The sequence below is a fragment of the Tatumella sp. UCD-D_suzukii genome (genome assembly GCF_000611875.2).
Taxonomy (GTDB): Bacteria; Pseudomonadota; Gammaproteobacteria; order Enterobacterales; family Enterobacteriaceae; genus Tatumella; species Tatumella ptyseos.
Genome location: NZ_JFJX01000045.1, coordinates 1 through 23978, shown reverse-complemented (window position 1 = coordinate 23978; position 23978 = coordinate 1). Strand labels below are relative to the sequence as shown.

Annotated in this window: 19 protein-coding genes; 12 read left to right on the top strand and 7 right to left on the bottom strand. The window is 51.7% G+C overall.

The genetic code is table 11. From position 1 onward, the window contains the following. Positions 1 to 103: 103 nt before the first annotated feature. Positions 104 to 2299: a primosomal protein N' gene (priA, locus tag CG67_RS07740; RefSeq protein ID WP_025902377.1), complete on the bottom strand. Its 2196-nt coding sequence runs from the start codon at positions 2297 to 2299 to the stop codon at positions 104 to 106. Between the two features lie 228 nt (positions 2300 to 2527). Here priA and rpmE point away from each other — a divergent pair, with 228 nt between their 5' ends. After that, on the top strand, positions 2528 to 2740 hold the full coding sequence (gene rpmE, locus CG67_RS07735; protein WP_025902376.1) for a 50S ribosomal protein L31: 213 nt from the start codon (positions 2528 to 2530) through the stop codon (positions 2738 to 2740). A 110-nt stretch (positions 2741 to 2850) separates the two neighbouring features. On the opposite strand, the gene metJ is transcribed toward rpmE, so the two are convergent. Beyond that, positions 2851 to 3168: a met regulon transcriptional regulator MetJ gene (gene metJ, locus CG67_RS07730; RefSeq protein WP_025902375.1), complete on the bottom strand. Its 318-nt coding sequence runs from the start codon at positions 3166 to 3168 to the stop codon at positions 2851 to 2853. 261 nt (positions 3169 to 3429) lie between these two features. Here metJ and metB point away from each other — a divergent pair, with 261 nt between their 5' ends. The 3 genes from metB to metF all read left to right on the top strand — a co-directional run bounded on the left by metB (position 3430) and on the right by metF (position 8150). Further along, a complete protein-coding gene (gene metB, locus CG67_RS07725) occupies positions 3430 to 4593 on the top strand; it encodes a cystathionine gamma-synthase (RefSeq protein WP_025902374.1) in 1164 nt (387 codons plus the stop codon). 2 nt (positions 4594 to 4595) lie between these two features. Continuing rightward, entirely contained in the window at positions 4596 to 7031 is a 2436-nt protein-coding gene (locus CG67_RS07720; protein WP_025902373.1) for a bifunctional aspartate kinase/homoserine dehydrogenase II, read from the top strand. A gap of 219 nt (positions 7032 to 7250) precedes the next feature. Then, positions 7251 to 8150 (top strand): methylenetetrahydrofolate reductase, encoded by a 900-nt coding sequence (gene metF / locus CG67_RS07715; protein ID WP_025902372.1) that lies wholly within the window; start codon positions 7251 to 7253, stop codon positions 8148 to 8150. A gap of 180 nt (positions 8151 to 8330) precedes the next feature. On the opposite strand, the gene ppc is transcribed toward metF, so the two are convergent. Then, positions 8331 to 10982, bottom strand: coding sequence for a phosphoenolpyruvate carboxylase (ppc, locus tag CG67_RS07710; RefSeq protein ID WP_025902371.1), 2652 nt, complete (start codon positions 10980 to 10982; stop codon positions 8331 to 8333). Positions 10983 to 11210: 228 nt separating this feature from the next. Continuing rightward, the gene (gene argE / locus CG67_RS07705; RefSeq protein WP_025902370.1) at positions 11211 to 12359 is read right to left on the bottom strand and encodes an acetylornithine deacetylase; all 1149 of its coding nucleotides are present in this window, start codon (positions 12357 to 12359) and stop codon (positions 11211 to 11213) included. A 167-nt stretch (positions 12360 to 12526) separates the two neighbouring features. On the opposite strand from argE, the gene argC reads away from it, so the two are divergent. The 4 genes from argC to argH all read left to right on the top strand — a co-directional run bounded on the left by argC (position 12527) and on the right by argH (position 17018). Further along, a complete protein-coding gene (gene argC, locus CG67_RS07700; RefSeq protein ID WP_025902369.1) occupies positions 12527 to 13531 on the top strand; it encodes an N-acetyl-gamma-glutamyl-phosphate reductase in 1005 nt (334 codons plus the stop codon). Between the two features lie 15 nt (positions 13532 to 13546). Then, on the top strand, positions 13547 to 14323 hold the full coding sequence (gene argB, locus CG67_RS07695; protein ID WP_025902368.1) for an acetylglutamate kinase: 777 nt from the start codon (positions 13547 to 13549) through the stop codon (positions 14321 to 14323). 28 nt (positions 14324 to 14351) lie between these two features. Beyond that, entirely contained in the window at positions 14352 to 15563 is a 1212-nt protein-coding gene (locus tag CG67_RS07690; protein WP_025902367.1) for an argininosuccinate synthase, read from the top strand. An 81-nt stretch (positions 15564 to 15644) separates the two neighbouring features. Next, positions 15645 to 17018 carry an argininosuccinate lyase gene (argH, locus tag CG67_RS07685; protein ID WP_025902366.1) on the top strand — a complete coding sequence of 458 codons (1374 nt, stop codon included), beginning with the start codon at positions 15645 to 15647 and terminating at the stop codon, positions 17016 to 17018. 78 nt (positions 17019 to 17096) lie between these two features. On the opposite strand, the gene CG67_RS07680 is transcribed toward argH, so the two are convergent. Then, a complete protein-coding gene (locus CG67_RS07680) occupies positions 17097 to 17831 on the bottom strand; it encodes a redoxin family protein (RefSeq protein WP_025902365.1) in 735 nt (244 codons plus the stop codon). Positions 17832 to 17978: 147 nt separating this feature from the next. On the opposite strand from CG67_RS07680, the gene oxyR reads away from it, so the two are divergent. After that, on the top strand, positions 17979 to 18884 hold the full coding sequence (gene oxyR / locus CG67_RS07675; protein WP_025902364.1) for a DNA-binding transcriptional regulator OxyR: 906 nt from the start codon (positions 17979 to 17981) through the stop codon (positions 18882 to 18884). Here oxyR and sthA read toward each other — a convergent pair. Then, on the bottom strand, positions 18876 to 20276 hold the full coding sequence (sthA, locus tag CG67_RS07670) for a Si-specific NAD(P)(+) transhydrogenase (protein WP_025902363.1): 1401 nt from the start codon (positions 20274 to 20276) through the stop codon (positions 18876 to 18878). The genes oxyR and sthA overlap by 9 nt on opposite strands. A gap of 194 nt (positions 20277 to 20470) precedes the next feature. Between sthA and fabR the strand changes: the two genes are divergently transcribed. Beyond that, positions 20471 to 21115: an HTH-type transcriptional repressor FabR gene (fabR, locus tag CG67_RS07665; protein ID WP_025902362.1), complete on the top strand. Its 645-nt coding sequence runs from the start codon at positions 20471 to 20473 to the stop codon at positions 21113 to 21115. Between the two features lie 16 nt (positions 21116 to 21131). Further along, a complete protein-coding gene (locus tag CG67_RS07660; protein WP_029991697.1) occupies positions 21132 to 21476 on the top strand; it encodes a YijD family membrane protein in 345 nt (114 codons plus the stop codon). Between the two features lie 31 nt (positions 21477 to 21507). On the opposite strand, the gene trmA is transcribed toward CG67_RS07660, so the two are convergent. Beyond that, positions 21508 to 22611, bottom strand: coding sequence for a tRNA (uridine(54)-C5)-methyltransferase TrmA (gene trmA, locus CG67_RS07655; protein WP_025902361.1), 1104 nt, complete (start codon positions 22609 to 22611; stop codon positions 21508 to 21510). 203 nt (positions 22612 to 22814) lie between these two features. Between trmA and murI the strand changes: the two genes are divergently transcribed. Then, a complete protein-coding gene (gene murI, locus CG67_RS07650; RefSeq protein WP_025902360.1) occupies positions 22815 to 23666 on the top strand; it encodes a glutamate racemase in 852 nt (283 codons plus the stop codon). Positions 23667 to 23978: the final 312 nt, after the last annotated feature.

Genomic DNA, 23978 nt, shown 5'->3' with positions numbered 1-23978 from the left:
TCTATTGTTAGCAGAATATGGGCGAAGACTGTTATCTGATTTGTAATAAAAACGGGGGTTTGTTGATTATTCGCGTACGTGACCGCAAAGATATCCGCTCTGCTCAGCTTTCGGTCGGATCAATATCCAGGGTCCATTTGACCTTCCGCATTAACGGCAAGGTCAGCACTAAAGGCATTGAGTGTTGCAGTATCCGTTGTAACTGCTTACGGGAGGGGTGTTGTAATAATAGCTGCCATCTCCAGCGACCGTTACGTTTAGCCTGAAGTGCCGGTACCGGCCCCATGATCCAGAAGTTTTCATCCTTCAGCGGAGTGCTTTCTAGTAAATTTCTTAATTGTAATAGCGCATTCTCCGCCTGCTGAGGATCAAAATCCTCCGCGCGAAACACGGCATGGCTGGAAAACGGTGGCAGACTCAGTTGCTTACGCTCCTGCAACGTCTGGCGGGCAAACGAGAAATAGCCCTGATATAGCAAGGTATGCAGCAGCGGATGTTCCGGATGGTGGGTCTGTAAGACGACTTCCCCTTGCTTCCCGGCCCTGCCAGCCCGGCCGGCAACCTGGGTATATAACTGCGCGAAGCGTTCTGTCGCACGAAAATCCGCAGAGAAAAGAGCACTGTCGACATCCAGTAAAGCGACCAGTGTGACATCCGGGAAATGGTGGCCTTTCGCCAGCATTTGTGTTCCGGCCAGAATACGTGCACCGCCCTGATGGATATCATCTAGATGCTGCTCCAGGCTCCCTTTTCTGCTGGTAGTATCACGGTCGATTCGGGTGACCGGGATTTCCGGGAACAGGGCTTTCAGCTGTTCTTCCAGTTGTTCTGTTCCCATACCGACCGGCATCAGGTGCGTCGAGCCACATCCCGGGCACTGATGGGGGATGGGGCGCTGACTATCACAATGGTGGCAACGCAGCGTGCGATTTTTCTGGTGAAAGGTGTAGTAACGTTCACACCGCTGGCACTCTGCCAGCCATCCGCAATCGTGGCAGAGCAGGGCGGGAGCATATCCGCGGCGGTTAAGGAACAATAAGACCTGGTTATTGGCGCTCAGGTGCTGACGAACTTTATGGATCAGGGCCGGAGATAACCCGGATTGCAGGCGAACCGACTTCAAATCAATCAGTTGCTGCTGCGCCTGACGTGCATTTCCGGCACGCTGTGTCAGCGTTAGCTGATGATATTTACCTGTCGTGACATTATGCAGCGTTTCCAGCGCAGGCGTAGCGGAACCCAGAATAATGGGAATATTTTCCTGATGGGCGCGGAACACAGCCAAATCCCTGGCGTGATATCGCCATCCTTCCTGCTGCTTATAGGAACTGTCGTGCTCTTCATCAATGATGATCACCCCGGGCCTGGCCAGCGGGGTAAAAAGTGCGGAACGGGTGCCGATGACAATGGCCGACTCTCCCCGGCGGGCACGTAACCAGACATTTAAGCGTTCAGTATCGTTGAGGGCGGAATGGAGCACATCCACCGGCGCATGGAAACGTTCGCGAAAGCGGGATATGGTCTGAGGTGTCAGTGCGATTTCCGGCACCAGCACCAGGGCCTGTTTTCCCTCAGCCAGAATATTTTCAATCACACTGAGGTACACTTCTGTTTTACCCGAACCGGTGATACCGGCCAGTAACCAGGCGGAATACCCGCTATCCTGGCTACGGATAGCGCCGACAGCCGTTGCCTGCTCAGTGTTCAGACGCAGTCGCTCACCGTTGAGCCGGTATGACTGCCGCCAGTCTGTCAGTTCTGCAGCCCGTTCAGTCAGTTCACAAAGCCCTTTTTTACGCAGTGCCTGTAATACCGGGTCACTCAGGTCATGCTGGCCGAGTTCATGACGTGCGATGGGACCATTCCGCAACAGGGCGAGTGCCTGCTGTTGCTTCACCGCACGTTTCAGGCTCTCCGGGACGGTGGCTTTACCCTGTTCGGTGATCCGCCATTGCCAGACTGCGGGCAATGCGGCCTCGCGACCCTGGCGCAGTAATACCGGTAATGCATGAAAGAAAACCTCGCCGATCGGATAATGGTAATAACCGGCTGCCCAGTTCAGTAAACACCACATCGTATCGGTAAAAAGCGAGCTCTCATCGATCACGGCATCAATGGATTTCAGTTGCTCTTCAGGCAGATCACTTTTATCCCTGATTGCATGCACAATCCCGGTCATTTTCCGGTGCCCGAACGTTACTTTCACCCTGCTGCCGACAACAGCAGTACGCTCAGCCAGGGGGCGGTAATCAAACAGCCGTGGCAGAGGAACAGGTAATGCAACCTTAAGGACGGGCATTCAGGCACTCCGGCAGATCAGTGGATAAAAAGGGTAGTGTACACGGTGGGGGCTTTCCCTGGTATGGGGTTTTATTTGCATAGTTCCGGCGAACTTCTGTATAATATAGCGCCTCTGTTGCCTGAAAGGTGGCAGGGAACTAAAAAAACATTCTTTTTTAACCGCGTGTGGTGCTGTGCAGGTTCGCCTGGCACGGAGAGCGACACGGCCTTCTACTGAGGTTCTCCCATGAAAAAAGGTATTCACCCGGAATATAATGCTGTAACCATTACCTGCTCTTGCGGTAACGTTATCAACACTCATTCTACTGTTAACCACGATGTAAACCTGGACGTTTGTGGTAAATGCCACCCGTTCTATACTGGTAAGCAGCGTGTTGTTGATACCGGTGGTCGTGTTGAGCGTTTCAACAAGCGTTTCAGCATTCCTGGTTCAAAATAAGTTTCTGACAGACGAGTCTGAAGATTCGGATGTTAAAAAACCCGGCATTGCCGGGTTTTTTTTAACCTTTTTTTCGTGGCGAAGCGCCTGCTGCGGGTGATTTCCCCGGATCAGTATTCCCATTTGTCCGGGTCGATGCCCATTTCACGCATAATGACTTTTGCCACTTCCGGGATCTCATCACTGCGTTCTTTCCGTAAATCATTGTCATCCGGTAACGGTTGGCCGGTAAATGCATGCAAAAAAGCCTCACACAACAGTTCACTGTTGGTGGCATGGCGCAGGTTATTTACCTGACGACGGGTCCGCTCATCAGTCAAAATCTTAAGCACTTTCAGAGGGATAGAGACGGTAATTTTTTTTACCTGCTCGCTTTTTTTGCCATGCTCAGCATAAGGGCTGATATATTCGGCATTCCATTCAGCCATGGGGTACCTTAATTAATAAAAAGTTAACTTGCCGGGATTCTGCTAATTATGCCAGATATCTCGTTTATTTTTGTCTTTGCGGGAAAATACTCACCCGGAATGTGACAATTGTAGCGGAATCTGGCCGACCAGTATAATTTTAGCGTTTCCGGGACCGTAGCTCAATCTACACCCATAGACATTTGGAAGTCTAGATGTATTGACGTCTAATTTGCAGGTGGTATTCTGTGCACACATTCTCTCTTTCAGTGAAAATACGCCATGACGACACCTAAGCAAGCGACCATTGCCGTACGCAGCGGATTAAATGATGATGAGCAATATGGTTGTGTAGTACCCCCTATCCACCTTTCCACGACTTATAACTTTACTGACTTTAATCAGCCAAGAACTCATGACTATTCCCGTCGTGGTAATCCGTCGCGTGATGTCGTCCAGAATGCGCTTGCCGAACTGGAAGGAGGTGCCGGGGCCGTCATGACGAATACCGGGATGTCTGCTATTTTACTGGTAACCACGGTGTTTCTGAAACCCGGTGATTTGCTGGTGGCTCCCCATGATTGTTATGGCGGCAGCTACCGCCTGTTAGAAAGCCTGCATAAACGCGGTGCATTCCGGGTGAAATTCATTGATCAGGGAGATGAACAGGCACTGGCCGCGGCGATGGCCGAAGGTCCGAAACTGGTCCTGATTGAGACGCCGAGCAACCCGCTATTGAGAGTCGTGGATATCGAGGCCATCAGCCGTGCAGCAAAAGCGGCAGGAGCCATTACAGTCGCCGATAATACTTTTATGAGCCCGGTATTGCAGAGTCCGCTTGAGCTTGGTGTGGACGTCGTTCTGCATTCCTGTACCAAATATCTGAACGGGCATTCGGATGTGGTTGCAGGCACCGTTATTGCAAAAGATCCTGACCTGGTCACGGAGCTGGCATGGTGGGCCAATAATATCGGCGTGACCGGCTCAGCATTTGACAGCTATTTACTGTTACGCGGATTAAGGACCCTCGGTCCCCGTATGGCAGCCGCGCAGCGTAATGCGCTGGCGATTGTCGAGGCATTAAAAAAACAGCCTCTGGTCAAAAAACTTTATCATCCTTCCTTACCGGAAAATGCCGGTCATGACATCGCGAAACGTCAGCAACGTGGATTTGGTGCGATGCTTAGCTTTGAGCTGGAGGGGGATGAACAGACGGTACGTACTTTTCTGAAAGCACTGAAACTCTTTACTCTCGCAGAGTCTCTCGGAGGCGTGGAAAGCCTGATTTCTCATACGGCCACCATGACACATGCAGGGATGTCTGCAGAAGCGAGAGCAGCGGCAGGAATTTCTGATACATTATTGCGTGTATCTGTAGGTATTGAAGACCATGAAGATTTAGTCGCTGATCTGGAAAATGCATTCCGGGTGGCAGGCAGGGGGTAAGAATGACAATTTCATCAGACTGTGTGGCGTCCGAAGTGAGGCAACTGCATAAATTCGGAGGCAGCAGCCTGGCGGATGTAAAATGCTATCAGCGTGCTGCTGATATTATGGCGGAATACAGCAAGCCCGGTGATTTGATGGTGGTGTCTGCTGCAGGCAGTACGACCAATCAGCTGATCAGCTGGCTGCAGCTCAGCCAGACCGATCGTCTGTCAGCACACCAGGTACAGCAGAATTTGCGCCGTTTCCAGACAGGGCTGATGAACAATCTCTTACCCGCAGCGGTGGCCGGCGCGTTGGTTCAGGAATTTATTCGAGATCTTGAACGACTGGCCGTACTACTGGATGGGCCGATCACTGAAGCTGTGTACGCCGAGGTGGTTGGCCACGGTGAAATCTGGTCAGCACGGCTGATGTCAGCGGTACTAACACAGCAGGATCTTCAGTCAGGCTGGCTGGATGCGCGCGAATTTTTATTGGCTGAACGTTCTGCTCAGCCGGAAGTGAAGGAAAGCGAATCACGGCAGTTACTGTTACAGCAACTGGCCGGGTATCACGGACAACGGGTGGTGATCACCGGTTTTATTGCCCGCAACCAGGCCGGTGAAACGGTTCTGCTGGGGCGTAATGGCTCTGACTACTCGGCGACACAAATCGGTGCGCTGGCAGGGGTCAGTAAAGTCACCATCTGGAGTGATGTTGCCGGGGTATACAGTGCCGACCCGCGTAAGGTTTCTGATGCCTGTCTGTTACCGTTACTGAGGCTTGATGAAGCCAGTGAACTGGCCAGACTGGCCGCCCCGGTATTACATACCCGTACCTTGCAGCCGGTTTCCGGCAGTGATATTGAACTGGAGTTGCGCTGCAGTTATCAGCCAGACCTGGGGTCGACGCGCATTGAACGCGTGCTGGCATCCGGAACCGGTGCCAGGATCGTGACCAGCCATGACGATGTCTGTCTGATTGAAATTGAAATCCCTAAACAACATGACTTTGCGGCCTTAAAGAAGGACGTCGAAGTACAACTCGCGCGGGCTCAGCTACGTCCGCTGGCCTCCGGGGTGCATCCGGACCGTTATTTACTGCAACTCTGTTATACCGCCGAAGTGGTCGACAGTGCGCTGGCATTGCTGCAGGGAAGTGGTTTGCCGGTAGGTGTACGTTTACGCGATGGGCTGGCCCTGGTGGCGATGGTGGGTGCCGGCGTCACGCGTAACCCGCTACACGCGCACCGGTTCTGGCAACAGATCAAAGACCAGCCGGTAGAGTTTGTCTGGCAATCCGAACAGAATATCAGCCTGGTGGCCGTATTGCGCTCCGGGCCGACGCAGCTCGTGATCCAGGGGCTGCATCAGTCGCTGTTCCGCGCTGAAAAACGGATTGGACTGATTTTATTAGGTAAAGGAAATATCGGGTCTCGCTGGCTGGAATTATTCGCGAGGGAGCAGGAGAATCTCTCTGATCGTAGTGGGTTCGAGTTTGTGCTGGCGGGCGTGGCGGATAGCCGGAAAAGTCTGCTGAACTATGAAGGGCTGGATGCCAGCCACGTACTGACCGTGTTCGATGACGAAGCGGAATATCGTGATCAGGAATCACTGTTTTTATGGATGCGTGACCATCCGTTTGATGATCTGGTCGTGCTGGATGTCACCGCCGAGGGTAGCATTGCCGATCAGTACCTGGATTTTGCCAGCTATGGTTTTCATATTATCAGTGCGAACAAAGTGGCAGGTTCATCAGACAGTGCCCACTGGCGTCAGCTCAGGGATGCGTTCAGCCGTACCGGACGTCACTGGCTTTATAACGCGACAGTCGGGGCCGGCTTACCGATTAACTACACCGTCCGCGATTTACGGGAGAGCGGAGATTCTATTCTCTCTATCAGCGGTATTTTCTCTGGCACATTGTCATGGTTATTCCTGCAATATGATGGCTCTGTCCCCTTTACCGAACTGGTGGATCAGGCATGGCAGCAGGGGCTGACCGAGCCTGATCCCCGCGTTGACCTCTCGGGTCTGGATGTGATGCGTAAACTGGTGATCCTGGCACGTGAAGCGGGCTACGATATAGAACCTCACCAGGTCCGTGTTGAATCGCTGGTTCCGGAAAATTGTACCGATGAATCGGTGGACCATTTCTTTGATAATGCGGATGCGCTGAATGATCAGATGTTACAGCGCTATGAAGCCGCGAACGAGGCGGGTCTGGTTCTGCGTTATGTGGCACGCTTTGATGCGAGTGGTAAGGCCAGGGTGGGTGTAGAGGCTGTCAGGCCGGAACATCCACTGGCGTCTCTGCTACCCTGCGATAATGTCTTTGCGATAGAAAGCCGCTGGTACCGGGATAATCCGCTGATTATCCGCGGGCCCGGCGCCGGGCGGGATGTGACCGCGGGGGCAATTCAGTCGGATCTCAATCGCCTCGCACAATTACTGTAGTTTCTTCTCAGGCAGAGTTTTCTCTGCCTTTTTTCTGTCTGTCTCATTTCCTCCATTGCCCTGTAAGCTGCACCCGGTCTGTTGTATGAATTTTTATCACAGTGACATGCTGATAATTCAGTTGACCCTTTCGTCGTAATTCGTCATTTTGAACATCTGGACGTCTAAACGTGTAGACGTTTAATAAATCATAACAGATGCGATCGACGAGGTAACAGGATGAGTTTCTTTCATGCCAATCAGCACGAGGCGCTTAATCAGAGCCTTTCAGAGTTAAACGGGCGTATTAATGTTTCTTTTGAATTTTTCCCGCCGCGTACTCAGGACATGGAAGACATTCTGTGGAGCTCTATTGATCGTTTAAGCAGTCTGAAACCGAAATTCGTTTCTGTGACTTACGGGGCGAATTCAGGGGAACGTGACCGTACCCATAGCATTATCAAAGGCATTAAAGAGCGTACCGGGCTTGAAGCCGCGCCTCATCTGACCTGTATTGATGCTAACCGCGATGAGCTTCGCAGTATTGCTCAGGATTACTGGGACAACGGGATCCGCCATATTGTGGCGCTGCGGGGTGACTTCCCGAATGGTGTCGGTAAACCGGATATGTACGCTTCTGATCTGGTGACATTACTGAAAGACGTCGGTGATTTTGATATTTCGGTGGCCGCTTATCCCGAAGTGCATCCTGAAGCGAAAAGTGCTCAGGCCGATTTATTAAGTCTGAAACGTAAAGTGGATGCGGGCGCAGACCGTGCGATCACCCAGTTCTTTTTTGATGTCGAGAGCTACTTACGCTTCCGTGACCGTTGCGCGGCAACCGGGATTGATGTGGAAATTGTTCCGGGCATTCTGCCTGTCAGTAACTTTAAGCAGCTACAACGCTTTGCCACACTGACCAATGTGCGCGTACCGAACTGGATGAATACCATGTTTGACGGGCTGGATAATGACCCGGAGACCCGTAAGCTGGTCGGGGCAAATATTGCCATGGATATGGTGAAAATTCTCTCCCGGGAAGGCGTGAAGGATTTCCATTTCTATACACTGAACCGTGCAGAAATGAGTTATGCCATTTGTCACACCCTGGGGGTTCGCCCGCAGCTTGCTGCGGTGTAATGGCAACGATAAGTCCGTGAACGCGGTAATATCAGAAAAAGCACCCGTCACCGGGTGCTTTTTCTATTGCTCTCTTCTGAAGGAGGCTGCGGGTCGGTCAACACAGGTCATCTGGCCATCCTTTGCGATAAAAAAGGCCACCCGGGGTGGCCTTTCAGGGATCCCGCAGGACATCACGGTTTAGCCGGTATTGCGCATACCGGCGGCGATACCGGCAATCGTGACCATCAGTGCCTGTTCGACTTCCGGTGCCGTCACTTCTCCGGCGGCCTCACAGGCCCGGGAACGGGAAAGCAATTCGGCCTGTAAGACGTTAAGCGGGTCAGTGTAGACATTCCGCAGTGCGATAGACTCTGCAATCCAGGGCTGGTCGGCCATCAGATGGGCGTCATTAGAGATCGCCAGCACGGTTTTAATGTCGTCTGCCAGTTGAGCTCGCAACTGTTCACCCAGACCCCAGAGTGAAGGGTCGACCAGACGCTGGTCATAATATTCCGCTAACCAGAGGTCAGCTTTCGCGAAGACCATTTCCAGCATGCCGATACGGGTCGAGAAGAATGGCCAGTCATGGCACATCGTTTCCAACTCTTTCTGTTTCCCTGCAGAGACTGTTTTTTGCAGTGCTGCCCCGGCCCCCAGCCAGGCAGGCAACATTAACCGGTTCTGGGTCCAGGCAAAAATCCACGGGATGGCACGTAAAGATTCCACGCCCCCGGCAGGACGGCGTTTTGCCGGACGGGATCCCAGAGGCAATTTACCCAGCTCCTGTTCCGGCGTCGCAGAACGGAAATACGGAACGAAATCAGCATGTTCACGAACATAGCCGCGGTACATATTGCAGGAGTCCGCGGAGAGTTGATCCATAATCGCTTGCCATTCCGGTTTGGGCTCTGGCGGCGGCAGCAGGTTGGCCTCCAGGATCGCCCCGGTATACAGCGACAGGCTGGCAATGGTCACTTCCGGCAGGCCAAACTTAAAGCGGATCATTTCGCCCTGTTCAGTGACGCGTAACCCGCCCTTCAGGCTGCCCGGGGGCTGTGACAGCAGCGCAGCATGGGCCGGTGCGCCGCCACGTCCAATCGAACCGCCACGTCCGTGGAACAGTGTTAAGGCAACTCCGGCCTTTTCACAGGTCTTGATCAGCGCATCCTGAGCCTGATATTGCGCCCAGCTTGCAGCCATAACGCCGGCATCTTTGGCGGAGTCTGAATAGCCGATCATCACCATCTGTTTGCCTTCAATAAAGCCGCGATACCAGTCAATATTCAGCAACTGTGTCATGACATCATTGGCATTATTCAGGTCATCAAGGGTTTCAAATAGCGGGGCAACCGGCATGGCATAACGGATCCCGGCTTCCTTCAGTAACAGGTGCACTGCCAGGACGTCGGACGGTGTTTTTGCCATAGAAATCACATAGGCCGCGATAGATCCTTGCGGGACTTCGGCAACCACACGGCAGGTCTCCAGGACTTCACGGGTTTCCGGTCCCGGCTCCCATTGCTGTGGCAGAAGCGGACGTTTAGAGTTCAGCTCGCGGATCAGGAAAGCCTGCTTATCGGCCTCTGACCAGCTTTCATAATCGCCCAGCCCCAGATAGCGGGTAATCTCTGCCAGGGCCTCGGTATGGCGGGTACTCTCCTGGCGCACATCAATACGCACCAGCGGGACGCCAAAGCATTTAATCCGGCGCAGGGTATCCAGCAACTGGCCATTGGCAATAATCCCCATACCGCATTGTTTTAAGGACTGATAAATGGCGAATAACGGATCCCATAACTGCTCATTGGCAATCAGCAGGTCGGCGGGACGGGATGGACGTTCGCCTTTCAGGCGTCTTTCCAGGTAAGTCTGGGTATTGGTCAGTTGGGTACGAAGACGTTTCAGAATAACGCGGTACGGTTCCAGAGCCTCCGGGTCACCGCATAATTCGCGGACGTCATCGGTACAGACAGACATGGAAAGCTCAGAGATAAGCACACCGATATCCCGCAGGAATAAATCGGTGGCTTTCCAGCGACTCAGCTGGATAACATGACGGGTTACCGGTGCGGTGACATTCGGGTTACCGTCACGATCTCCTCCCATCCAGGAGGTAAATTTTACCGGCACAAAATCGACCGGCAGGGTAATACCGAAGGTTTCTTCGGCCTGCTCATTCAGTTCGCGCAAAAACGCGGGAACGCCTTCCCACAGACTGTTTTCAACGACCGCAAAACCCCACTTAGCTTCATCCACTGGTGTGGGTCTGATCTTGCGAATTTCATCGGTATGCCAGGCTTGTGCCACTAACTGACGTAAGCGCCGCATGATGGTATTACGTTCGTAGTCAGTCAGGTCACTGTGGTCGAGTTGTTTCAGGCAGCTATTTACTTCAACCAGTTTATGGATAAGCGTCCGACGGGTGATCTCTGTCGGATGTGCCGTAAGTACCAGTTCTATCGAAAGCGACTCGATGGCTTTCAGAATATCGTCGCGGGTCAGGGAGTTATTTTGTTTTAACCGTTCGAATTCCTGTTTCAGAAGTTCGGGGTTGTTGGCGCCCTGGGCCTGCAGAGAGATGGTCTGGTACTGTTCAGCAACGTTCGTCAGATTAAGGAACTGGCTGAAGGCTCTGGCGACCGGTAATAATTCTTCATTGGATAAGTTTTGCAGGGTGGAAAGCAGTTCCTGACGATCAGTCTCATTACCTGCACGGGATGATTTGGAGAGTTTACGTATGGTTTCTACGCGCTCAAGAATATTTTCCCCTAAGGCATCCTTGACGGTATCCCCGAGAAGTTTACCGAGCATACTGACATTACTTCGCATTGCGGAATATTGTTCGTTCATGTGACCCTGAAACCCTCTGTCATATTTATCTGATTTTGTTATCAGTCCGGCATAACCCTGTCTTTTATCTAGCCATGTTACTGAGGATTCGTCAAATGGCTTCCATAGGGAAAGGTATAATGTAACTTACTGAATTTAATAAAATTTGATAGAGGGGGTCTTTGATAAGTTATTCTTATTAAAGAGAAAAGGGGACCGGGGATTTAATCAAAATCCCCGGTAATCACATTAATGACAGAAATGCTGAACAACACGCTCGAGTAATTCGCGGGTCGGATTAATGAAGGATGTATCGAGATATTCATCAGGCTGATGCGCCTGTTCGATGGATCCGGGACCGAGCACCAGTGTCGGACAGAGCTCCTGAATAAAAGGCGCTTCGGTACAGTAGTTAACGATTTCAGTTTCGCGGCCCAGCAGCTTTTCAATCACTTTTACCAGCCCATGGTGGCGAGGGCATTCATACCCCGGGATGGGCGGGTGCAGGTCACTGACGGTCAGCCGGCCTGGCCAGCGTTCACTCACCGGTGTTAGCGCTTCCATGAGTAATTCGTGCAGGTCATTCAGAGCGAGTCCGGGCAGTGGGCGGATATCCATATGCAGTTCACAGCAGGCACAGATGCGGTTCGGGGCATCACCGCCGTTGATTGAACCGAAATTCATGGTCGGATAGGGAATGACGAAACCGTCATGGTGATAACGTTCTTTCAGCGTATTACGCAGGCCGGTCAGATGTGTAATGGCATCATGCATCAGTTCAATCGCATTCACGCCCCGGGCAGGATCGCTTGAATGGCCGGACTGCCCCTGAATACGGATAGCTTTTGAAAGATGTCCCTTATGTGCACGTACCGGTTTCAGTGAAGTTGGCTCACCAATAATGGCGCAATCGGGACGCAGGTCGGTGGTGCGGGCAAAATAGCTGGCACCGGCCATCGTGGTTTCTTCATCTGCCGTTGCCAGAATATAAAGCGGCTTTTTCAGTCGGGTAATATCAATATCCCGTAACGTGTCCAGAATAAAGGCAAAAAAGCCTTTCATATCTGCCGTCCCCAGGCCATAGAGTTTGTTGTCACGCTCTGTCAGTGTAAAGGGGTCCTGGGTCCAGCGACCGTCATCGAACGGCACCGTATCGGTATGCCCTGCCAGCATCAGCCCGCCGGTGCCACTGCCAGCCCTGGCCAGCAGGTTAAATTTATTCCGTGTTTCCGGGACCGGCTGGACTTCGGTATGAAATCCCAGGTCACGGAACCATCCCGCCAGTAAGTTGATTAGCCCTTCATTACTCTGGTCTAAGGCACTTTCTGTCGCGCTGACAGAGGGCATCGCGATTAACTGACGATAAAGCTCAATAAAAGGAGGTAATTTTGTCTTCACTGTTGACGGTCCTTGCGTTAGGATGTATCAATATTCATGCAGTAATTGTGAATAAAAATACATTATAGCCTGAAGCATGTGAACTTTTTTTGCTTACGAAGGCAACCCGGGGAGCGGGGCATACCCTGTCCTGAATCATAGACTTTACGTAAAAGGTGCACAGCCTGATGTTGAAGACGCTGATTGTTGGTGCCAGTGGTTATGCTGGTGTTGAACTGGTCACTTACCTGAATCGCCATCCACACATAAACATAACCGGAATTGCGGTATCAGCGCAAAGTCCGGATGCGGGAAAATTGTTGTCCGACATTTATCCGCAACTGAAAGGTCGTGTGGATCTCCGGCTGCAGCCGCTCACCGATGTTGCCGCAGTGGCAAAAGACGCTGATGTTGTTTTCCTGGCAACCGCCCATGAAGTCAGCCACGATTTAGCGCCACAGTTTTTAGAGCATGGCTGTGTTGTCCTTGATCTCTCAGGGGCCTGGCGGGTGAATAGTGCAGAGTTTTATACCCGCTATTACGGGTTTACTCATCAGTATCCTGAACTGCTGGAACAGGCGGCTTATGGTATGGCGGAATGGCAGGCAGAGCGGATTCAGCAAGCGAACCTGATTGCCGTCCCGGGTTGCTACCCGACAGCCTCTCAGTTGGCGATTAAACCGTTGCTGGCGGCAGGATTACTGAATACTGAGCAGTGGCCTGTCATCAATGCAACCAGCGGTGTCAGCGGCTCCGGACGGAAAGCCTCGCTGAATACCAGTTTCTGTGAAGTCAGCCTGCAACCCTATGGCCTGTTTACGCACCGCCATCAACCGGAAATTGCTGCCCATCTTGGGACGCCGGTGGTCTTTACGCCGCAGTTGGGCAACTTCCCTCGCGGCATTCTGGCTACCAGCACCTGTCGCCTGAAGCCCGGAGTGACCGCAGAGCAGGTGGCGAAGGCCTTCAACGATGCCTATGATGATAAACCGCTGGTTCGTCTTTATGACTCCGGCGTACCGGCCCTGAAATCCGTTATCGGCCTGCCTTTCTGCGATATCGGTTTTGCAGTCGATGGCGAGCATGTCATTGTCGTGAGTGCGGAAGATAACCTGCTGAAAGGGGCTTCGTCTCACGCAGTGCAGTGTATGAATATTCGTTTCGGTTATCCTGAAACGCTTTCTTTGCTTTAAATGCAGGTGTTTTCCATGACAAATCCATTAATTATTAAACTGGGCGGCGTACTGCTGGATAGCGAAGAAGCGCTGGGAAGATTATTTGATGCATTACTGGCATATCGTCAGAAGCATCAGCGTCCTCTGGTGATTGTCCATGGCGGGGGCTGTCTGGTTGACGACCTGATGAAGAAACTGGCACTGCCGGTCAGCAAAAAAAACGGACTGCGGGTTACCCCGGCAGATCAGATAGACATCATTACCGGTGCTCTGGCGGGTACGGCCAATAAAACGTTACTGGCCTGGGCCAGAAAATACGGCATTAATGCGGTCGGCCTGTCACTGGGTGACGGCGGCATCGCGAATGTCGCGCAGTTTGATGAGGAACTGGGTCATGTCGGTAAAGCGACACCCGGTAACCCGGCATTGGTGAATACATTAACCGGCAGCGGTTATTTGCCGATCATCAGTTCTATCGGGATCACCGATGACGGACTGTTGATGAATGTGAATGCTGACCAGGCCGCCACTGCGCTGGCTTCCACCTTAGGCGCCGACCTGGTACTGCTGTCAGATGTGAGCGGTATTCTCGACGGTAAAGGACAGCGTATTGAAGAAATGACCGCTGAGAAGGCTGAAGCCTTAATCGCTCAGGGCATTATTACTGACGGTATGATTGTAAAAGTCCATGCGGCGCTGGATGCTGCAAAAACGCTGGGCCGGCCGGTGGATATTGCCAGCTGGCGGCATGCAGAGCAGTTACCTGACTTATTTAACGGTGTGTCCATTGGCACCCGGATTTTGGCTTAACGACAAAGACTGATTCAAGGATTAAACGATGCAAACTCAAGGTATTAAAAAAATCGTTCTGGCGTACTCCGGCGGACTGGACACTTCGGCGATCATTCCCTGGCTGAAAGAGAACTACGGCTGTGAAGTTGTCGCTTTTGTCGCTAACGTGGGTCAGGATCCGGAAGATCTGGTCGGCGTTGAAGGGAAAGCCCTGCAGTCAGGCGCCTCAGAATGTCATGTCGTTGACCTGCGTGAAGAGTTCATCAGTGATTATGTTTATCCGGTGCTGCAAACCGGCGCACTGTATGAAGGTACCTATCTGCTGGGGACCTCCATGGCACGTCCTATCATTGCTAAAGCTCAGGTTGAGCTGGCTCTGAAAGTGGGCGCAGATGCGGTATGTCACGGCGCTACCGGTAAAGGGAATGATCAGGTACGTTTCGAAAGCACCTATGCTGCGCTGGCACCTCAGCTGAAAGTCGTTGCGCCATGGCGTGAATGGGACCTGCGTTCGCGTGAAGCCCTGCTGGCCTACCTGAAAGAGCGTAATATTCCGACCACGGCGACGCTGGAAAAAATCTACAGCCGTGATGAGAATGCATGGCATATCTCGACAGAAGGCGGTGTGCTGGAAAGCCCGTGGAATGCTTCAAACAAAGACTGCTGGGTCTGGACGACCGATCCTCTGGAAGCGCCGGATCAGCCGGAACAGGTGACCGTGAAAGTTGAAAAAGGTCAGGTGGTTGCGGTTAACGGTGAAGCTCTGACGCCTTTCGGATGCCTGGAAAAACTGAACGTGCTGGGAGCGAAACACGGTGTTGGCCGTATCGATATTGTCGAAAACCGTCTGGTTGGCATGAAATCCCGTGGTTGCTATGAAACTCCTGGCGGCACCATTATGGTGAATGCGTTACGTGCTGTTGAACAGCTGGTACTGGATCGCGACAGCTACAAATGGCGTGAGCAGCTGGGCCTTGAAATGTCCTATGTCGTGTATGACGGACGCTGGTTTACGCCACTGCGTAAGTCTTTACAGGCTTCTGCAGAATCGCTGGCGGAAGAGGTTAATGGTGAAGTCGTGCTGCAGTTATACAAAGGCCAGGTCAGCGCAATTCAGAAGAAATCAGAAAACAGCCTGTATTCAGAAGAGTTCGCCACCTTCGGCGAAGATGAAGTTTATGATCACAGCCATGCCGGTGGCTTCATTCGTTTGTACTCTCTGTCTTCACGTATCCGTGCATTGAAAGAACAGAAATAAGATTCCGGTCAGATAATCCGGAGCAGGGTAGCGGTGAGGCTACCCTGCAGTTCAGAATAACCCATTATAGGGAGCATCATTATGGCACTGTGGGGCGGACGTTTTACTCAGGCAGCAGACCAGCGGTTTAAACAATTTAACGACTCTCTGCGTTTTGACTACCGACTGGCAGAACAGGACATCACCGGCTCAGTGGCCTGGTCTAAAGCACTGGTTACGGTCGGGGTGTTGAGTCAGGAAGAACAGCAACAGCTGGAACAGGCACTGCATGCCCTGCTGAGTGAAGTTCGTGCTAACCCTGAGCAGGTACTGCAAAGCGATGCCGAAGATATCCATAGCTGGGTCGAAGGTAAGCTTATCGACAAAGTCGGCGCGCTGGGTAAAAAACTGCATACCGGTCGCAGCCGTAACGACCAGGTGGCGACGGATCTGAAACTGTGGTGTAAACAACAGGTCAGTGAACTTCTGAACGCGACCCGTGAGTTACAGCAGGCGCTGGTGGCTACCGCTGAAGCGAATCAGGATGCAGTCATGCCGGGGTATACCCACCTGCAACGTGCCCAGCCGGTCACCTTTGCCCACTGGTGTCTGGCCTATACAGAAATGCTGGCACGGGATGAAAGCCGGCTGCAGGATGCATTAAAGCGTCTGGATGTCAGTCCGCTGGGATGCGGTGCGCTGGCCGGAACTGCCTATGAGATCGATCGTGAACAACTGGCCGGTTGGTTAGGTTTTGCCTCAGCGACACGCAATAGCCTGGACTCTGTTTCTGATCGCGACCATGTGCTGGAATTACTCTCCGATGCCTCCATCGGTATGGTGCACTTGTCCCGCTTTGCGGAAGACCTGATTTTCTTCAACTCCGGTGAAGCCGGCTTTGTTGAACTGTCCGATAAAGTGACTTCTGGCTCCTCCCTGATGCCACAGAAAAAGAACCCGGATGCGCTGGAACTGATCCGCGGCAAATGTGGCCGTGTGCAGGGTGCACTGACCGGAATGATGATGACCCTGAAAGGGCTACCGCTGGCCTATAATAAAGACATGCAGGAAGATAAAGAAGGGCTGTTTGATGCCCTGGATACCTGGCTGGATTGTCTGCATATGGCCGGGTTAGTGCTGGAAGGCATTCAGGTGAAGCGTCCGCGCTGTCAGGAAGCGGCAGAGCAGGGATATGCCAACTCGACAGAGCTGGCTGATTATCTGGTGGCTAAAGGCGTCCCTTTCCGTGAAGCTCACCATATTGTGGGCGAGGCTGTGGTTGCGGCGATCCATAAAGGGGTGGCGCTGGAAGCCTTATCCCTGGAGGAGCTTAAAACCTTCAGTCCGGTGATTGACCAGGATGTTTACCCGATCCTGTCATTACAGTCCTGTCTGGACAAACGTAATGCACAGGGGGGCGTGGCTCCGGCACAGGTTGCATTGGCCATCAGTGACGCTAAAAAGCGCCTGGGTTAAGCGGCGGATAAAATAAAAACAGCGGACCCGGGTCCGCTGTTTTTTTATGTTTACGGGGGAGCGACCGTCAGGCAGCGATTATCCCCGCAGGAAGTACTGCTCCAGGTCATCGCTGCCACCGATATGGCGGCCACCGATAAAGACCTGAGGCACCGTTGCGCGCCCGGTAACGGCACGGAGGCTCACGGTGGTAGCATCCTGGCCTAAAATAATCTCTTCATACTGGATCCCGCGTTCCTGCAGCATCTGTTTTGCTTTTGCACAGAACTGGCAGCCCGGTTTGGTAAACAGAGAGACGGATTCCTGCAGTTTTACATCCGGTGCCAGATATTGCAGCATGGTATCAGCATCAGAGACTTCAAACGGGTCACCCGGTTTGTTAGGTTCAACAAACATTTTCTCAACTTTGCCGTCGCGAACCAGCATAGAGTAACGCCATGAACGTGCACCGAAGCCCAGGTCTTCTTTTTCGACCAGCATATCCATGCCCCGGGTAAAGTCACCATTACCGTCCGGAATAAAGGTAATATTTTCCGCATGCTGATCGGCTTTCCATGCATTCATCACGAAGGTATCGTTGACGGAAATACACAGAATATCGTCAACGCCATGCTGTGAGAAAACATTGTACAGCTCGTTATAGCGCGGCAGATGGCTGGATGAACATGTCGGGGTAAATGCACCCGGCAGTGAGAAGACGATGACCGTTTTGTTTTTGAACAAATCATCGGTGGTCACATTGACCCATTTGTCACCCTGACGGGTGTGAAAGGTCACCTGGGGTACTGAACGGCCTTCATAAGTCTCTGACATACTTTCTCCTGTCTGGTGTAGGAACACACTCAATCATCGGTAATTTGAATCTGATAGCAATTATTATGACCTCTCTGTCTTGATAGGGCTAATCGTTGATTGCTATGCTATCTATCGCCATGAACTATCATGCGCCGGAGGAAATTAATGAATATTCGTGACCTTGAGTATCTGGTTTCACTGGCAGAACATCGCCATTTTCGTCGGGCTGCGGATGCCTGTCATGTCAGCCAGCCAACGCTGAGCGGTCAAATCCGTAAACTGGAAGATGAGCTGGGCGTTATGCTGTTGGAGCGTACCAGTCGTAAGGTGCTCTTCACTCAGGCCGGTTTACTACTGGTGGATCAGGCCCGTACTGTTCTGCGGGAAGTAAAAGTACTTAAGGAAATGGCTAGCCAGCAAGGCGAAACCATGTCCGGCCCGTTGCATATCGGCCTCATTCCGACGGTCGGTCCGTATTTGTTACCTCAGATAGTCCCTATGTTGCATCAGACATTCCCGAAACTGGAAATGTATCTGCATGAAGCCCAGACACAACAGTTACTGGCTCAACTGGATAGCGGACAGCTCGATTGCGCCATTATGGCACTGGTCAAAGAAACCGAAGCGTTTATCGAAGTGCCATTATTTGATGAACCGATGAAGCTGGCAGTTTATTCCGATCATCCCTGGCATCAACGGGAAAGAGTCCCGATGTCAGAACTGGCGGGTGAGAAGCTGCTGATGTTGCAGGACGGACACTGTCTGAGAGATCAGGCGATGGGCTTCTGTTTTTCCGCCGGCGCAGATGAAGACACTCATTTCCGTGCCACCAGTCTGGAGACCTTACGTAATATGGTCGCCGCAGGCAGCGGGATTACGTTGATGCCTTCGCTGGCTATCCCGAATGAAAGGGAGCGGGATGGCGTATGTTACATCCCTTGTGACAAGCCGGTTCCCCAACGCACCATTGCACTGATCTACCGCCCCGGGTCGCCTCTGCGCAGCCGTTATGAACAACTGGCAGAGACTATTAGCGCGCATATGCGTGACTCAGGGAACCTGTCAAAATAAACGATTAAGGCCATTGAGCGCAGCAACGCGATACGCTTCGGCCATCGTCGGGTAGTTAAAGGTGGTATTTACAAAGTATTCCAGCGTATTACCACCATTTTTCTGTTCCATAATGGCCTGACCGATATGAATGATTTCTGCCGCCCGCTCACCGAAGCAGTGAATACCCAGAATTTCTTTGGTATCGCGGTGGAAGAGTATTTTCAGGCTGCCGATGTTCATCCCGACAATCTGAGCCCGGGCAAGGTGTTTAAACTGTGCCCGGCCGACTTCGTAAGGGATTTTCATTGCGGTTAACTGTTGTTCTGTTTTTCCGACAGAACTGATTTCCGGAATGGTATAAATCCCTGTCGGTATATCTTCAATCAGATGGGCTGTAGCTTCACCTTTTATAATCGCTTGCGCCGCTATCCTGCCCTGATCATAAGCTGCAGAGGCCAGACTCGGATAACCAATGACGTCCCCGACGGCATAAATATGAGGCTGTGCTGTCTGATACATCCCGTTGACCTTCAGCAATCCGCGGCTATCGGCTTCCAGCCCGGCATTTTCCAGCGTCAGTGAATCTGTGTTACCTGTGCGCCCGTTAGCATAGAGCAGACAATCCGCTTTCATCCGTTTGCCGGACTTCAGCGAGACAATGACTCCCTCGTCATTGGCTTCCACTTTTTCAAATTCTTCGTTGTGGCGAATAACCACGCCGCTGTTCCAGAAATGATAAGAGAGTGAATCTGACATTTCCTGATCCAGGAAGGCCAGCAAGCGATCACGGGTATTAATCAAATCCACTTTCACACCGAGACCGCGGAAAATAGACGCATACTCACAACCGATAACCCCGGCACCATAAATGATGACATGGGAAGGCTCATGATGAAGATCAAGGATGGAATCAGAATCGTAAATGCGTGGATGAGAGAAGTCTACGCTATCCGGATGATAAGGACGTGAGCCGCAAGCGATAACAAACTTCCCGGCCGTGAGTCTCTCACTGGAACCGTCAGGAAGCACCACTTCCAGGGTGTGGTCATCAATAAAATGAGCATCCCCCTGATAGAGCTCACAGTGATTACGTTCATAGAACCCCTGCCGCATATTGGTTTGCTGCTGAATAACATTTTCCGTGTGTTTCAGAATGTCTGCAAATGAAGAGCGCAGCAGGCGGGTGTGATCGCTGTATAACGGGTTCTGGTTAAATTCAATAATTCTGCTGACCGCATGACGCAGTGCTTTTGACGGGATTGTGCCCCAATGGGTACATCCCCCCCCGATATTGTGAAAGCGCTCGATAACGGCAACTTTTGCCCCTTGCTTTACCAGTCCCATGGCCGCACCTTCACCGCCGGGGCCGGAACCAATCACAATCGCATCATAATCGTAAGACTTTTGCATATTCACACGTCCTATGTCCTAAAACATTATTACAACGTAAATATAACATTTCGTTCAAAACACCTGAACGCCAATCGTGTTATTTCTTATTTCAGGCTCTGATTGATAAGTTAACAGGCGTTCACAAAGTTTGCGCCACTGTACGCTGATAATTTTGATATAGTGCCGAAATGAAGTGTAAAAAGGCAGAGATGATGGGCGTCAGAGCACAGCAAAAAGAACGTACAAGACGTACTCTTATTGAAGCAGCGTTCAGTCAGTTAAGTGCGGAACGCAGCTTTGCCAGTTTGAGTCTCCGTGAAGTCGCCCGTGAAGCCGGTATTGCACCGACTTCCTTTTACCGGCATTTTAAAGATGTGGACGAGCTTGGACTGACAATGGTCGATGAGAGCGGGCTTATGTTACGTCAGCTGATGCGCCAGGCCCGTCAGCGCATTGCCAAGGGTGGCAGTATCATCAAGACCTCTGTCTCTACCTTTATGGAATTTATCGGCAATAACCCGAATGCGTTTCGTTTATTATTGCGTGAGCGTTCCGGAACCTCAGCCGCATTTCGTGCCGCCGTTGCGCGGGAAATTCAGCATTTTATTGCTGAACTGGCCGATTATCTTGAATTAGAAAACCATATGCCTCGCAGCTTTACAGAAGCGCAGGCAGAAGCGATGGTAACGATTGTTTTCAGTGCCGGTGCTGAAGCGGTAGATGTGGATATTGAGCAGCGACGCAAACTCGAAGAGCGTCTGGTCCTTCAGTTAAGAATGATCTCGAAAGGTGCCTATTATTGGTATCGTCGTGAACAGGAAAGATTGGCTTCAGCCACAGATAAATCAGAAGAGTAAACAAACAGGTAATATTATGACTGAGCAAAATCCTCGTGATAAAGGAACACTGATCTTAGCTTTTATCACCGGTTTATCCATCCACGGTACCTTTACCACCCTTTTTAACAGCTATGTTCCGTTTTCATTTTTTCCCTTAATTTCGCTGGGGCTGGCGGTCTGGTACCTGCATAAACGGTATCTGAATCGCAGTATGCCGGAAGGTATGCCTTCACTGGCTACAGGGTTCTTCTTTCTGGGGATCTTTTTGTACAGTGCTATCATTCGTGCACAGTACCCGGAAATGGGTTCTAATTTCTTTCCGACACTGGTGATGGTTTGTCTGGTGTTCTGGATGTTCAGCCGGTTTCGCGGCCGTTAAACTAAAAACCCCGCCAGCGGCGGGGTTGTTGTCAGTCTTTGCGACGCAACAGCACTCCACACTCCATATGATGGGTGTAAGGAAACTGGTCGAACAGCGCCAGACGTTCTACCTGATGTGTTTCGGTTAATGTCCGCAGGTTATCGCACAGAGTTTCCGGATTACAGGAAATATACAGAATCGCCGGGTAGGCCTGAACCATCTTCAGTGTTTCCTGATCCAGCCCGCTGCGTGGCGGGTCGACAAAGATGGTCTCGCACTCATAGCTGCTCAGATCTATCCCTTCCAGGCGATTAAATTCCCGCACACCGTTCATTGCCTGAGTAAACTCCTCAGCAGACATGCGTACCACCTGAACATTGTCTATCTTATTCGCGGCAATATTATATTTTGCGGATTCCACCGAAGGTTTAGCGATCTCTGTGGCCAGTACCCGCCGGAAGTTCCTGGCCAGCGCCAGAGAGAAGTTACCATTCCCGCAATACAGTTCCAGCAGGTCACCTGACGACTGGCGAGTGACATCCAATGCCCATTCGAGCATCTGCACATTAATGGCGGCATTGGGCTGGGTGAAACTATTTTCTACCTGACGGTAGATCATCTCTTTTCCGTCGATGGTCAGCACTTCATCGATAGCGTCCTGGTCCAGGCAAATTTTGGTTTTTGTCGCACGGCCAATAAAGTGTACTTCGATGCCCTGCGCACGGAACTGATCCCGTAAGCGGGACATTTCAGTCTGCCAGATATCATCTAATTTACGGTGGTAGAGTAAAGAGATAATAATTTTCCCGCTGCAGGTTGAGAGATAATCAATCTGGAACAGCTTATGGCGCAGGACCTTATTATCGCGCAGTGCCTCGATCATCAGCGGCATCATGGTGTTGATAAGTTCGCTGGCGGCAGGGAAGGTCTCTACTTTTATTCTTTGTCGGGTCTGCTGATCAAAAATGATGTGGTACAGATCATCTTCCTGATGCCAGATACGGAATTCAGCGCGCATACGGTAATGGCTGACCGGAGAACGAAAGACTTGCGCCTCAGGTGCATTGAAGGGCGTCATCATCGTTGTCAGGCGATTTACCTTTTCCGCCAGCTGGTCGTCATAGTGTTCTACAGGAAGATGTTCCGGGGTCATGATTAATCCTGGTTATTGGTCAGTAGCCGGCGATTGTAGGGATTCCGCCAGTGATGTCCAGCCCGGGGTGCGCCTCATCGGGCTGTCCGGCACCGGTTTTCCGTCACGTGACTATTCCCCGGGGCCATTAAGAGCACCCCTCCTGCCGCCGGGGATCGTGATAGAATAGAGGCTCCTGTTGGCTGATAACGTTGAGACAGTATATGCCCAGAGATGTTCAGGAAGAGTTAGCACCGTCACTTGCGGCCAACGGCCAGGGCGGGCGACCGACGATATTAGTTTTCGACTCCGGCGTCGGGGGACTCTCCGTTTATGATGAGATCAGGCAGTTATTGCCTGAGGCACATTATATCTATGTATTCGATAACGCCGGTTTTCCTTACGGAGAAAAAACGGAGCAGTTTATTGTGCAGCGGATCATCGCCATCACAGCAGCGGTGACCCGCCAGTATCCGGTTTCTATAGCGGTCGTTGCCTGTAATACTGCAAGTACTGTCTCTTTACCCGCGTTGCGGGAGACGTTTGACTTTCCTGTCGTGGGAGTCGTGCCTGCGATTAAACCTGCAGCCCGACTGACCCGTAACGGTGTCGTCGGGGTACTGGCGACCCGGGGGACCGTTAAACGTAGTTATACGCAGCAATTAGTACAGCAGTTTGCTAAAGAGTGTCAGATAGAAATGCTGGGGTCGTCTGAGCTGGTATTACTGGCGGAAAGGAAGCTGCAAGGCGAGCAGATCCCTTTGCATGACATGAAGGGCATTGTTCAGCCATGGCTTGCTCTGCCAGAACCTCCGGACACTGTCGTTCTGGGATGCACGCATTTTCCTTTACTAAAAGCTGAGTTACAGGCCGTACTCCCGGAAGGTACCCGGCTGGTGGATTCGGGGGCTGCCATCGCCAGAAGAACGGTCTGGTTACTGGAAAACGGATCAGCCGTTAGCGATACGGGCTTACCGGATATCGCGTATTGTACGGATATGACTCCTCGCGCTGAGCAATTATTGCCCGTTTTACAGCGTTATGGGTTCATTTCGCTTGAAAAAGTCGCACTTTGACTGTTTCCTGAATAAAAAAGCGACACTCAGAAATTAATTTGAAATAAACCCTTGTCAGAAAAAATTATCTCCCTATAATGCGCTCCCACTGACACGGCAAAGCGCGATGCGCAGCGACGTGACAGGGACTGAAGCGATTCGGTCCGGGAGAAAAAATCACGAAATAGTGGTTGACTCCTGAGGTGAAAAGCGTAATATACGCCACCTCGCAACAACAACCTAAACGGTTGAGTTGCAACGCTCTTTAACAATTTATCAGACAATCTGTGTGGGCACTCGCAGGATTGATATCAACGTCTCCGGACGTAAAAC

Bases quoted from the DNA above. Each gene is read 5' to 3' on its own strand.
- priA (WP_025902377.1), bottom strand. From the start codon at position 2,299: ATGCCCGTCCTTAAGGTTGCATTACCTGTTCCTCTGCCACGGCTGTTT.
- rpmE (WP_025902376.1), top strand. From the start codon at position 2,528: ATGAAAAAAGGTATTCACCCGGAATATAATGCTGTAACCATTACCTGC.
- metJ (WP_025902375.1), bottom strand. From the start codon at position 3,168: ATGGCTGAATGGAATGCCGAATATATCAGCCCTTATGCTGAGCATGGC.
- metB (WP_025902374.1), top strand. From the start codon at position 3,430: ATGACGACACCTAAGCAAGCGACCATTGCCGTACGCAGCGGATTAAAT.
- CG67_RS07720 (WP_025902373.1), top strand. From the start codon at position 4,596: ATGACAATTTCATCAGACTGTGTGGCGTCCGAAGTGAGGCAACTGCAT.
- metF (WP_025902372.1), top strand. From the start codon at position 7,251: ATGAGTTTCTTTCATGCCAATCAGCACGAGGCGCTTAATCAGAGCCTT.
- ppc (WP_025902371.1), bottom strand. From the start codon at position 10,982: ATGAACGAACAATATTCCGCAATGCGAAGTAATGTCAGTATGCTCGGT.
- argC (WP_025902369.1), top strand. From the start codon at position 12,527: ATGTTGAAGACGCTGATTGTTGGTGCCAGTGGTTATGCTGGTGTTGAA.
- argB (WP_025902368.1), top strand. From the start codon at position 13,547: ATGACAAATCCATTAATTATTAAACTGGGCGGCGTACTGCTGGATAGC.
- CG67_RS07690 (WP_025902367.1), top strand. From the start codon at position 14,352: ATGCAAACTCAAGGTATTAAAAAAATCGTTCTGGCGTACTCCGGCGGA.
- argH (WP_025902366.1), top strand. From the start codon at position 15,645: ATGGCACTGTGGGGCGGACGTTTTACTCAGGCAGCAGACCAGCGGTTT.
- CG67_RS07680 (WP_025902365.1), bottom strand. From the start codon at position 17,831: ATGTCAGAGACTTATGAAGGCCGTTCAGTACCCCAGGTGACCTTTCAC.
- oxyR (WP_025902364.1), top strand. From the start codon at position 17,979: ATGAATATTCGTGACCTTGAGTATCTGGTTTCACTGGCAGAACATCGC.
- sthA (WP_025902363.1), bottom strand. From the start codon at position 20,276: ATGCAAAAGTCTTACGATTATGATGCGATTGTGATTGGTTCCGGCCCC.
- fabR (WP_025902362.1), top strand. From the start codon at position 20,471: ATGGGCGTCAGAGCACAGCAAAAAGAACGTACAAGACGTACTCTTATT.
- CG67_RS07660 (WP_029991697.1), top strand. From the start codon at position 21,132: ATGACTGAGCAAAATCCTCGTGATAAAGGAACACTGATCTTAGCTTTT.
- trmA (WP_025902361.1), bottom strand. From the start codon at position 22,611: ATGACCCCGGAACATCTTCCTGTAGAACACTATGACGACCAGCTGGCG.
- murI (WP_025902360.1), top strand. From the start codon at position 22,815: ATGCCCAGAGATGTTCAGGAAGAGTTAGCACCGTCACTTGCGGCCAAC.